This is a genomic window from Elusimicrobiota bacterium (assembly GCA_028718185.1).
Classification (GTDB): Bacteria; Elusimicrobiota; UBA8919; order UBA8919; family UBA8919; genus JAQUMH01.
In genome coordinates, this window is the sequence record JAQUMH010000008.1 from 81,293 (window position 1) to 94,305 (window position 13,013).

At 35.6% G+C, this 13,013-nt stretch carries 5 protein-coding genes; 2 read left to right on the forward strand and 3 right to left on the reverse strand.

What is annotated here, in order from left to right; all coding sequences use genetic code 11:
- Positions 1–3: 3 nt before the first annotated feature.
- The 3 genes from pbpC to PHE88_09960 all read right to left on the reverse strand — a co-directional run bounded on the left by pbpC (position 4) and on the right by PHE88_09960 (position 9,892).
- Positions 4–2,340, reverse strand: a complete 2,337-nt coding sequence (gene pbpC / locus PHE88_09950) for a penicillin-binding protein 1C (protein MDD5688138.1) — start codon at positions 2,338–2,340, stop codon at positions 4–6.
- A gap of 78 nt (positions 2,341–2,418) precedes the next feature.
- Positions 2,419–8,796 (reverse strand): MG2 domain-containing protein, encoded by a 6,378-nt coding sequence (locus PHE88_09955; protein ID MDD5688139.1) that lies wholly within the window; start codon positions 8,794–8,796, stop codon positions 2,419–2,421.
- The gene (locus PHE88_09960; protein ID MDD5688140.1) at positions 8,780–9,892 is read right to left on the reverse strand and encodes a SpoIID/LytB domain-containing protein; all 1,113 of its coding nucleotides are present in this window, start codon (positions 9,890–9,892) and stop codon (positions 8,780–8,782) included. Before PHE88_09960 ends, PHE88_09955 begins: the two co-directional genes overlap by 17 nt.
- A 323-nt stretch (positions 9,893–10,215) precedes the next feature.
- Between PHE88_09960 and PHE88_09965 the strand changes: the two genes are divergently transcribed.
- Both PHE88_09965 and PHE88_09970 read left to right on the forward strand, forming a co-directional pair.
- Positions 10,216–11,826: a tetratricopeptide repeat protein gene (locus PHE88_09965; GenBank protein MDD5688141.1), complete on the forward strand. Its 1,611-nt coding sequence runs from the start codon at positions 10,216–10,218 to the stop codon at positions 11,824–11,826.
- A gap of 145 nt (positions 11,827–11,971) precedes the next feature.
- Positions 11,972–12,838, forward strand: coding sequence for a HEAT repeat domain-containing protein (locus PHE88_09970; GenBank protein ID MDD5688142.1), 867 nt, complete (start codon positions 11,972–11,974; stop codon positions 12,836–12,838).
- The last annotated feature ends 175 nt before the right edge of the window (positions 12,839–13,013 follow it).

Genomic DNA, 13,013 nt, shown 5'->3' on the forward strand with positions numbered 1-13,013 from the left:
GAATCAGTTGCTACTATTTTTAACCTTTACCTTAACCGTATCGTATTGTCCGCGGGTGTTCATTACGGTAATTATATGGTCGCCTTTACCTACGTTAAATAAGAGTTCCTCATCAACAGAACCCAGGGCGAGTAATTTATCGTCCATAAACCAATAGACTTTTTCGGAAGAAGTTTCGCTTTGAACTTTAAATAATATTTTTTGAAATCCGGCAGATAAAGAATCGCTTATACTGTAATAGCCGTTAGAAATAGGGCTTTTTATTTTCAGGCTGTTTCTGTTGTCCACTGCATAACAATTAGAATTATGGCGCGGAATATTATCCGGTTTCTTTCCGTGTGTTCTTAAATAACTTGCAACATCGGGCGGCCAGATTTCAACTATCCGGGTTTTGTATTCGCCCGGTAATTCTTTCATGCAATATCTGCAAACTTCCAAACCGTCAGATTTCCTGATAAAAATCTGGCGATGAACGGAACAGGTATAATTACTGCTTATCCCGGGGATATAACAATCTGTTACAGTATTTTTACAATAAGGTCCGGCTATTTCACCGCTTGTTGCACAAACTTTTCTTTCCTGTACATTTCCCGGTTTTTTAAACCAGGAATCACTGTATCTTGTTAGGTAATTGAATATTTCAATCACTACCGGTGCCGCTACTTTTATCCCTATAAGTTCGCTGGAACCCTTGCAATCAACATTCCCCAGCCATACACCGGCTGTGTAATCGGGATTATATCCTACACACCATGCATCTCTTAACCCGAATGACGTACCCGTCTTAAACGCAATTCTTCCTCTTGTAGGGCTGAATTCCCATGATTGCGGAAGGTCGGTCCTTTCAACTTTTGATAGCATTGTCGAAATAATAAAACAGGTCTCCGGTGACAGAAGCGGGAACCCTTTATTTATAGAAGTATCTTCCTGGAAAAATTTTAATTCTCTTAATCTTCCATCATTTGCAAGACAGCAGTAAAGTTTAACTAATTCTTCAAGAGTAACAGGGAAAGCCCCAAGGACTAATGATAAGCCCGTCTCCCTGCACTGCTTTTTTTCATCAACAATATGTGCTTTACAAAGAAAACCAGATAACCCGTCTTTTCCTAATTCATACTCTAAATTTACGGCAGGTACATTCAGCGAGTTAATAAGTGCATCTTCGGCAGTAATAGGTCCTATGAACTTCTTATCAAAGTTAACCGGGTTGTAACCGTCGTAATTTCTTTCAATATCAAACACAATTTTTTGTGGAGTGATGATGCCTTTTTCAACGCCCACAGAATATAAAAATGGTTTAAGTGCAGACCCGGGAGAGCGTTTAATATTCGCACAATTTATCTGGCCGCCGTGTTTTAAATCGTTAAAATCACTTGAACCTACATAGGCAAGAACCTCCATTGTTTTATTATTAACTAATATCATCGCGCTGTTGTAACAACCGTATTTTTGTAATCTGTTTACGGTTTTGCCGATTATATCCTCACAATACCTCTGTAATTGCATATTAATTGTATACTGTTTAGTATATTTTGGACCTATTTGGGCTGTTCTAACTATAAGATTTGGGATTTGGTAAGGATTTTGAAATCTTTTTTTGGGAAGTTTTTCGGTCATTGCCGTTTGTAGAACTTCGCGCGAGCTTTCAAGTTGTTCTCCGATACGGGCAAGAACTTTATTTCTTTGTACCATAGCATTTTTTAGGTATTTGTCTGGACGGTATGTATTAGGTGATTTCGGGATGGCGATAAGCAGGGCGCTTTCGCTTAAGGTTAAGTTTTTCGCCGGTTTACCGAAATAAAGATATGATGCAGCACCTACTCCTTCTATGTTCCCGCCCATTGGCACCATATTCAGATATATTGCAAGAAGTTCTTTTTTTGAATATTTTCTTTCCAGCTGTATTGCTCTTAAAATCTCAATAATTTTGGATTTTAATGTCCTGGGTCTTTTTTCAGCCATTTTTACTATCTGCATTGTTACTGTTGAAGCACCTGAAATAATTTTCTTATGCCGTATATTTAGGACAAATGCTTTAAATAAAGATATGGGATTAAAACCATAATGTTTATAAAAAAACCGGTCTTCGTATAGCAAGAAACCATTTTTTAAATATTCCGATATTTCTTCTGACTTCAGTTTGATTCTATATTTTTGTGAAGGCGAAAGTAATATTCTTAAAAGTTCCCCGTTATTTGCCAAATGGACGGTAGAATAATCATTTTCAAGAATATCTGCGGGAAGGGGAAATATTACAAGTGAAGCAGAAATCAATAACAATAAAAAGAAATAGCAGGTTAATATTATTAATACCGGTTTAATTATTTTTTTTGGTTTCATTTCTTTTCCAAAACATACTTAAATGATTCCACAGGTATTTTTTAAAGAGCACGTCACCCGCCATTGAAAAACAAACACTTAATTGTTCGGAACGATGACAAGATAATCTTTTTGATATTCTTCACCGTTTATATCAGGGTCGTACATCGCTTCTGCATAAATATTCGGGATTGTGAACCTGCCGGGCGTAACCGCTCTTACGGTATATGAAAAAGTTTGTTTACCGGAAATTTCATCCGCAAAAATCAAAATTCTGTCATCTCTTATATCCTGGCAGGCAGGAGACAGGCTTAATTCCGGTTCAAAATCCAAATCGCCATGGGATTGAAGCCGTGAATTTTCTATTTCAAACCCTGCAGGTAGTAAATCTACTATTACAAGGTTATGTACTGTTTCTTTCGGCTTAACCGACAGAGAAATGACGACAAGTTCGCCCTGCACGACATTTGAAAGATTTATTTCTTTGCCGCTTTTATCGTAGTATTTCCTGTTTACTTCAAGCCCGTTAAAACTGTCTTTTTCACTTTTCTTCAAAGGTGTTCCTTCGGCGATGAAATGGTAATAACTGTCTTTTGCACAAATATTTTTTAATGTTATATTTTTGCCGGACAGTGAATTATCGTTAACGGTATCTGTTTTGCCTTCAATAATTTTATACTGTGCCCCGTTTACCAGAATTTGCGTCTGTATATCGTAATCAAGCGATTGAAACGCTTTACCTAATGATATAAATACCCAGGCATCTTCCTGTGTATTGCCAAAATGGCCGTTTTTCATATTTTCACCCAGGTATCTTATAATATCATTTACTTTAGGTGATTGCGGGTCTGCTTGAGCGATTGCCGAAAGATACATCGCTGTATTTCTTATCGGGGAATTAAAAGAACCGAACTGCTCGCGGTATAAAAATATACTTTTAAAATCCGGAACAAGTATCCTGCTCGCAGTATTCCTGTCCCCGATTTCGGAATAACTCAAAGAAAGCAAAGAGCGGTCAACCTCGTCCAAAGTTTTGATACGATTATTCAATAGAAATGACATTGACTCTCTATCCGGGCTCCGGGTTAGAGTTTTCAGATACAGCATATAAACATTTATTTCCTGGTCAACATTGAATTGTCTTCTATCAAGACGGCCCTCATTCTGCGGTACTACGTTTAACCTGTTGATAAATGAATATATCCTGCCGATTACGGTCGGGTTAACTTTATAGCCCAGGCGGTTTGCTTCTATTAAAAAGTGGCTTGCATACAGGGAAAGCCACAAACTGTATGAAGAGCCGCCTTGCCACATTGTAAAGCTGCCGTCCGATAATTGAGCTTTTTCTAACTTTTTAATTCCTTCCTGGACATACATATCAACAGAATTAGCCTGTTTTGCAAACCTGCCTGTTGCAAGTCCGAGCTCCTTGAAATAAAGAAGCGGGAACATTTGCGAAGTTATCTGTTCCGTGCAACCGTAAGGATAACCGATAAGATAATCCAGGCATCTTAAATACTGTATAAGCGGGTTTGATGAAAATGTAAGCCGCAGACGTTGGCCATAACTGATAAAATCAGCCGGAACTTTTATTTCGGTATTTTGTCCGGGCTTCAATTTTCCCTGCTTGACAACTGTCTCAAGGTGAGCAAACGGTCTGACGCTCAATTCTGTTTCATAATTGGCAGAGCAATCTGCTCCGGTTGTGGTTACTGAAAATTTTGCAAGCCCTGCATTATTTTTAGCACGGGCCATAAATACGATTTTCTTTTCTTGTTTGTTGTTCAAAAAAACCGTATTTTCACTTCCTGCCGTTAGTTCAACAGGTCCTTCTGCTTTTATTGTTGTTTTGAAATTTCCTGATTTACCTGTCTTGTTATATATCTGGATGGGAATCTGGAACTGGTCCGAAGGTGCTATAAATCTCGGGAAATTAGCAAGTAAAACTATAGAGTCGGCAACCGTAATATTTTTATCAGAAGAACAGTACTTGTTTCCGTTCACAGCCATTACCATTACCCTGACTTCACCGTTGAAGCCCTTTGTCACAAAATGATGCTTTACTTCGCCGTTTTCATCCGGGGTCAGTATCCCTGAATATTCGGCAAATGATTTCGGTTTTTTTGCTACAATGGGATTCAAGTGTCTCCTTGAGAATTCTACACCATCGCCGCCAACCGCTAATTTGTTCGCTTTTACATCCGGAAGAATCATGTCAAATAAGGAATATGATTGTGTCGTAAGCGACTTTTTCCTGTAAAAATATTCCAATGGGTCGGGTGTTTTGAAATTGGTAATCTGGAGAATACCCTGGTCAACAGCTGCCAGGACAACGTTAGTTTTTCCCGGCTCGCCGGAGACTTTTATTTTTACGTCTATGCCGTCTTTTGATTCAACTTCAGTTTTACAATCCCAGTCAAGCGTTATTGTTTTGGATACTTTGCTGATATTCAGCGGAATAATGCCAAAAGAAACCATGGGTAATGTCTTATTTTTTTCATCGGGTGTTCTTACAAGTAAGCCGACAATATAAACATTCGGCAGATATTCTACATTGACCGGTATTGAAACTTGTGCCTTGTTATCCGTAATATTTACAATTTGCGTGTAAAGTACTTTTTCTCTTTCAACAGTTAAGAAAAGTTTGCCGTTAAAAGGTGCACGAATATTTACAACTGCCTGTTCGCCGGTATTATATGTTGCTTTATCAACACTGATATCCAGTTTCTCCGGCGTCTCCATACCCCATGCCTGATATCCTGTTCCAACTACATTTACCGAAAAACCGGTACACATACTGTCTTCATTACCTATATAAATATAATACTCACCCACTACATCCGGAGTGAATGAGAAACTTCCCTTACCATCGATATCAACGACTTTTTGCAAAACCACCTCTTCATATGTGGAACTCTGATACTCGCCCCGCCCCCAACTACTGAAACGGAAAATAGAATACCACAATTTACGTTTGACTAAAATCTGTATGTTTTTTAAATTCTGTAATTTTCCGGAAGAATCAATCGCCACATAGTCAACTTTTATATCTTCCTTTACTAAATGGACCGGTTTCTTTTCCGTTTTTGCACCGAGATAATAAGGATAACTATTTACCGGGACCTGTATTGCAGCACTCACTGGACGGCCGCCGGAATCGAATACCTCAGTATAGATATAAGCGGTTAATGCCGAGGGAGGTCTTATAGGTGGGACCTCTATTTCATATTTTTTAGTCCCATTTTCGTCTAAATTTGATTCGCCCAATTTCTGTGTTTCTTCGGTAAATCGCCTGGAATTATCAGAAAATATATAGCCGGTAAAAGATGCGTGGGAAAACACGCGGGGAATAAACCGTACAGAAGTTACAAGTTTATTGCCAGGTGCAGGAGGACCGAACATTTGTTTACCAAAAACAGAAAACACCAGCATTGCACCGGATTCAATAGCTGTTTTATCCGGAACAATTTCTACTTTTAGTTTATCCGGTAGAAATTCTTCAACTTTGAATGAGGTTGAACCGATAGATTCGTTCTTATCAATCCGGAAAAGGTTTGCTGAATAATGACCTGTTAGTGCAGAAACCGGGAATTCAACTTCAAACGAAACCATACCGTTTTGATTCCATCGCTTTTCAATACGGTTAAATTCTGAACCTTGGGGATCAGTTACAATCAGGCGGACCGGCAATTCCGGCGGGGTTGAAAAATCCTTGTTTCTTACAATAGCTGTAATATATGCTTTTTCTCCGGGTCTGTAAAGATCCCGTTCAGGTGTAACAAACGCCTCCATTCCTTCCTTCGTATAAGGTTCGCCTGCAATCTGGAATTGATGCTGGTTCATTTGTGTATCGTCAAATTTCATAAATGACCAGTCATCGCCTTTTTCAACAATAATAAAATACGGGTAAAAACCATTTGGATTCTTTGACCAGTTTTCAAAGACAACTTTACCGCTCTCGGAAGTCCGTTTTTCTTCCATAACCTGATTTGTACTGCTTATAAGTTGAAGTTTAGCATCAATTATCGGTTTGAGATTTTTGATTGATAAAACGTAGACTATCAAATCATCACCCGATCGCTTTGCGATGATTCCCAAATCAGTGCACAAAAACCATCTGGTATCTCTGTTCCAGTAATTTTTAGTGTCATTAATATCTATCTTAAAAAATCCCTTATAAGGAGCGTTATGGAGTTTTCTTAAATTTATGTATTGAGTGACCTCTTCATTTATCATTCCGCCTTCAACAGCATAACTCCCGGAATAAACATGAGTTGACATAGGTGTATAATATTCATTGTTCAAAAATTGAATCAGGTTATTGCGGAATATTTTCTGGACGGATACATTTACATGGTCAAGATTTATCGTTTTGACTTCAATGTTCATTTCACCGTCTAAAGGCAGGATCTTCCCTTCATGAGAAAATTTTGCACTTGAAGGCAAATCACTTATTGTAATATATTCTTTGCTTGTTTTAGCAAGAATTTCACCTGTTTTTGAGATTGCACCTGCTGAAACCTCTATTTTATAGCCAACATTCGGTTTGAAATCACCTTTCAGTACCGCGTAACAATATTCCGTTTCAATATTATAAGTTACTGGCGGGCTTACAGAAATACTTTTTTCTATCTGCTGTTTTGAAACAGGCATATTGAAAAGAACGGTAATAAACGTATTCCCCGGCTCATGCCAGAGTTTAATTTGTGAAACGTTGAATTTTTCTTTCTCGGGAAGTTTCATGTTTCGAATAAAATCTTCTTCTATAGGTACGGTGCCGCCGGTACAGGAGAGGCCTTTTTCAATTACGAGTTTAACTTCCTGTTCTTTATCTTCTCTTTGAATAATTCCTGTTTTGAAATAAAACCGGGTTTGAAGATTGGATTTTTCAAGTTCAAATGTTACAGGTTTTGAATCCTGGAAAAATTTCATTTTTGTTATCAAAGTTTCCATATTTACGGGATAATTAAAATTAATCTCTCCCATTACCTGTTTCTCGACATTTTTTGCTAAATCATATAAATAAAACAGATTAACATTTGTTACTTTAAACATTTCAGTATTAAATTTTATTTTCTTTCCTGATTGTACCCGTTTCATCTTTAACGATTGAAGATTTTTTGAATCCAGCCGGACATCATACTTTGTTGAAGGTTTTAACGGCTCGCGTGGAACAAAAACGATAGTTCTGTCACTTTCTACATTATAATCTCCGGTTATGGGAGGTTCTATGATAAAACAGTTTAACTGGCTTAAATCGTCTATTTTTGGTTTAATAGCATCAGAAAAAGTAACTCTGATAATACTTTTTTGCGGTATTTGCCCTTCAGGAGAAAATTCTGTTACAGTTACTACATAGCGTTCATATATTTTTATTCCTAACCATCTTCCCAACAATATTAAAGCAATAATAACTGCAACTTTAATTATTGGTTTTATATACAATTTCAATTTTGATGTTGTTCGGACAGTCAATTTTACAATACCTTTACCAATTAAGTCGACATTTTTGCCTACAAATAATGCTGTTTTAAATAGTATTCCTTTTTTCTCAGTTTGATTTTTTGGAGATTTGGTAAAAACGCTTAAAAGAGATAGTTTTATTTCTTCCAGGTAAATATGTATCCAGCAGGAAGTAAATAAAATCCAGGAAATATTTGTAAAACCTGAATTTAGTGCACGGGTAAATGACTGTAAAAATGTGTATAAGCTGAGTAATGCTGATGCGCCAAATTTGGACGCCGCTTTCATGGCGAATAATGTTGTTATTGAATTGGGTCCAAATATTTTAATCCAAATAGACATAATCCAATTGGCTAAAATACGATTTATTGGTATGATATTACATAAACAATAACTTAGGAAAAATATGGCTATTCCTTTTAAATATTCTGCTTGCTTGGTGTAATTATTTTTTCGCAAGTAAGCAGATATTACAGGAATAATAATTGCAATAGCTATCCAGTGTGTGTTAAAAAACTGTACAAACTGGTATGTAATATTTGGATACAAAATATGAGATAAATAAACAAGCGCGGATAAGCTTAAAATCAAAAAAACTGCGGGTTTCTTAAAAATACGCAAAACCGGGAGTCCCAATAATATTTTCATTAAGGTGATAAATCCATCTAAAATAATGATGCAAACAAATAGACTCATTAAAATCCAAAAAACCATAACATAGTAAAGCGTTGGTTTTCCAAAAGCAATTATCTTTGATTGAAAAAGCAGCAGGTACGAGATTAAAAATATAGAGGCGATTGTTATCCAGTATGGTTTCTTTTTCAATAAAATCAATCTGATTAAAGAATCAAAAATTGAGAATCCTAAAATAAAAACCCACCAGTATTTTTCAAATAGTTGTAAAATTGTAACAGAGGTGCTCCAACTTGCAAATTTGATAACTAATGCAAAAATTAAAAAGTGCATTAATACAACAAACACCGGTTTTCTCAACATTTCAAAAATCTTTTTCATACGACCTCCAATTTGAAATATCACAATTCGGATAATAATGATTTATTATTTCCTTGTAATTAAAACCTCTCTTTGCCATTTCTTTTGCACCACTTTGACACATGCCTATGCGATGACCGAAACCATATCCTGAAAAAACATAAGAATCGTTTCTTTCAGCAATAATGTTAAAAAAATTGCTGTCAATTCCTTTATAACCAAGTTGGGCGAGTTTTCGTCTAAAGTCCATAACAGTCATTTTTTTATCACCCATACAAATATATGTTATATCACCTGAGTTGTTTTTTATCAAAAGAACCTTTTCTTTACTCTCATGTAAATCAAAACATTGGATTATAATATTTTTAGAAAGTTTGGTTTCCCATTTGAATCTGGGGCTGTTTTTACAATACGCATTTCCTGCATTGTCAATATCTTTTACGCTGATAAACTGTTTATTTTCATCAGTATTTGGCCAGACATCTGACGGGATACAAGTTCTCCCGCCACAACAGGAATGAAAGACTGCTTCCATACATTTTCCCTGAAAAGTTAATATTTCTTTTTCTGTTTCTAAAACTGCATCATAAACTTTTTGATTGAACGTCTTGTATGTTCCGTCGTACGCCTGGCAACAGGCAAAACGGGAATCACAAACATTAAATCCATTTTTTTTATGTTTTCTTAAATTAAAAATTGCATAACTTCTGGAAACAAGTGCTTGTGCTTTTAAAGCTTCTATATCTGATTCCGGACCAATTTCTTTTGCAACTACTGCCGTCAGATATTTATTAAATCCAATTTTATTAATTGCAAGTAGAATTCCATCCCTACCCCTTATAATTATTTCTTCTTCATACTTTTTCGTAACTTCTTTTTCAATATTTTTAATCGTTAAAAAAGTATTTGGAATGATTATTAATTTTTTTGCTTTAATTACATCTGTTTTTCCATTTGTTGTTAAAGTGACTTTTAAATCATTAGAAACATTCTCTGCGGTAAGATTTATACTTGTTTTGGTTCTTAATACGATTTTACCGTCAATATTAATTTCTCCACCGTCAGGAACGTCCATGGCAAGAAGCGGGGTTTCTTTCAATCGGGTAAGCCCAATCATTATGGTATTTTCTGCTTGAATATTGCATGATAAAAGGAATAGCGATATTAAAAACAAAAAATGCATGTTAAAGTTATTTTATCATAATTTTCATAGAAGTCAAGAAATTGAAAAACCTGAAAGTTGACATATCGTCCATCTTTTTATATAATTTTACTCACCTGCAAAGAATGTCGCCAACTTTAGTTGGTGGATAAATGTAGAGGGGTAATCCCTATGTTACATCGGGATAATTCACGATTGTTTGTGTACAATGCCTGCCAATCGGTTTATGTGTTGGGGAGCATAATTCGCCAACTAAGAGTAGTGAGGTTCCAGTATTTATGAGAAGAATATTATTAATTACATTTTTTATCTTTTGTGGTTTACTGTCTGGCAGTCTTTTTGGGCAGACTTATATAGAAGATACTTATAATGCCGGCATGAAGCAATTTCAAGACGGCGATTATAAGTCTGCGATAACGTCGTTTGATTTGGTAATTTCAACTGCAACAAAAAAAGATAAGGATTTATGTGCAAAAGCACATCTTTCTAAGGCAGATTCATTGTTAGAGATATTAGATTTAGATTCAGCATTGAAAGAATATGGGTTAATAACGGAAAAGTTTCCCAATACAAATGAATCACTGAAAGCGAGATTAGGCATTGGGCTTGTGTATTATAAAAAGAACGATTATGACAGGACCCGGGAATATTTTATAAATTTTGTAAAAAGATATGGCGGGACTAAAATAGTGGATGACGCACAGTACTGGCTTGGTATGCTGCACTTTAAGAATAAAAACTTTAAAAAGGCTGCTGTTTCCTTTACCGCACTTGTCCAGAATTATCCTAAATCTAATTATGCTGCCGAAGGCTGGCTCCGTCTTGGTGACTGCTATTATGAATTAAAGAAATATAAATCCGCCAGAAATTCCTATAGAAGTATTTTAACAAAATATTCAGACAGCCCCCAAGCCGAGTTTGCACTTTACAACATAGGAAGAACCTACGAGGCAGAAGGTTCCATATCAGATTATATTGCTATTTATGTCCAGTTTGCTGAAAAATATCCAAAATCACAAATTTCGCCTGAGATTTTAAGCCAGATCGGAGAGTATTTTTACAAGAAAAAGGATTACGATAAATCTGCAAAATATTTTGAAATGCTTTTTACAAATTTTCCTGATAATGATTTAGCAGAAAATGCACAGTTCATCCGTTCTAAGATATATTATAAAAATGGAGCCAGAACGGAAGCCATAAATTCGTTTAGTAAATTTTTAGAGAAATATCCGTTAAGTAAAAATTGTGCTGAAGCGTTGCTTTACTTAGGTAATTGTTATCTTGATGCAGCAGATTATCAAAAAGCGATTGAATATTATGAGAAAGGGTTAAAAGGTGAGCCGGCTGAAAGTGAAATATCCGCTATGATGAGATATAATTGCGGGCAAGCTTACGAAAAAGTAGGTAATCTTATAGAAGCAGAAAAATGTTTCAGCGAAATTCTTTATCGTTATCCAAAATCAATTGCCGCAGCAAAGATGTACCTGAAACGGGGTGTCGATTTAGAAAGAAGCGGTGATTATTTTGCTGCAGTTGAGAATTATGAGCTTGCCGCAACGATAGCAAAAAATAAAAACATACAAAAAAGCGATTCATTAAGTAATAACTTGGAAGAAGAAGTCGGAGCGTTAGCACAAAAGAAAGCGGCAGATTGTTATTTTATGCAGAAAAAGTTTAAAGAAGCGTCCCGTGAATATTTAAAAGTGGTTTATTTATTCAGCGATTCGGAACTTGTTCCGGAAGCGCATTATATGTCAGCCCGTGCTTCTGAAGAGATTGGTTATATAAAAGAAGCAAAAGAAAATTACGAAATTGTTAAGAAAAAATATGCCGATACCGACTGGGCGAAAAAATCAGAAGAAAGATTACAAGAATTGAGTAAAAAGTAAAAAATATAAAAGATTGAAATTTATGGAAATTAGGAAATAAGTAGAAATTAATAGAAATAAGGAAGTAACAATAAATTTCAACAAATTTCAATAAATTACGCGAAGCATGTTTCAAAAAAAGTAAAGTATAAATCGGGAGGTTAAAATGATAAACAGTAAGCGAAATAAAGATTTGAGATGGTTGTTAATTTCCAGCTTTTTATTCATATCTTTTTCTATTTATTTATTTGCGGAAGTTAAAAAAGATGTTGTAACTAAAGGCTCGCCTAAAGAGGAAGTTAAAAAATCGACAAGCGTTCCTGAAAATACCGTTAAAATGACCCCTGCAGAAGCAAAACCGAAAGCTGATACAAGAACCAACGTTCAAAAACTAAAAGATGAAAATTGGATGGTAAGAAGAAATGCAGCAATAAGCTTGGGAACCGAAAAAAACAAGAAAGCAGTTCTTCCACTTATAGATTTGCTTAAAGATAAAAATATTGAAGTCCGCCGCTGTTCTGCCGTGGCGCTTGGTGATATTGGCGATAAACAGGCAGTTCCCTTTTTGATAAAAGCACTTAGCGATCCTGACGGTGGAATGATTATTGATACTGCTAACTCGCTTGGCAAATTACAAGACCCTTCTGCAATCGAAGGACTTAAAAAAATCCTTCTTGATGGGCGTTCAATAGTAAGGACTGCTTCTTTAAGGGCATTAATATCTTTTGATGTTCCGGAAGTTCGGACAATAATAGTTGAACGACTTGGTGATGAAGCAGAAGGCATCCGTATTTTGGCTACTCAGCAGGCAGCAACGCTAAAACTCAAATCTGCAGTTCCGAATATAATAAAAAATCTATCAGATATGAATGTAACTATAAAAACCGAATCTATAAAAGCTCTTGCTGAAATCGGAGACAAATCAGCAATTGACCCATTAAAAAAGTTATTAGATGATAAAAATCCTGATATTGTCTCTGCAGTAAAAGATGCAATTTCAAAAATACAAACAAGTGAAAAAAAGCAGAAATAGTTTGGTAATTACTTTTACAGAATAGGTAAACTTTAAGTGGTTGATATGCCTTATATATTTGTGTAGCCGCAGAGCGTTAGCTCTGCTTTTTTTATTATTTGCTATAGAGTTTTATTTTTCCCTTTTGTTTTTTGAAAACATTTTTCCCTTGACAAAATTGCATATATTTATTAAA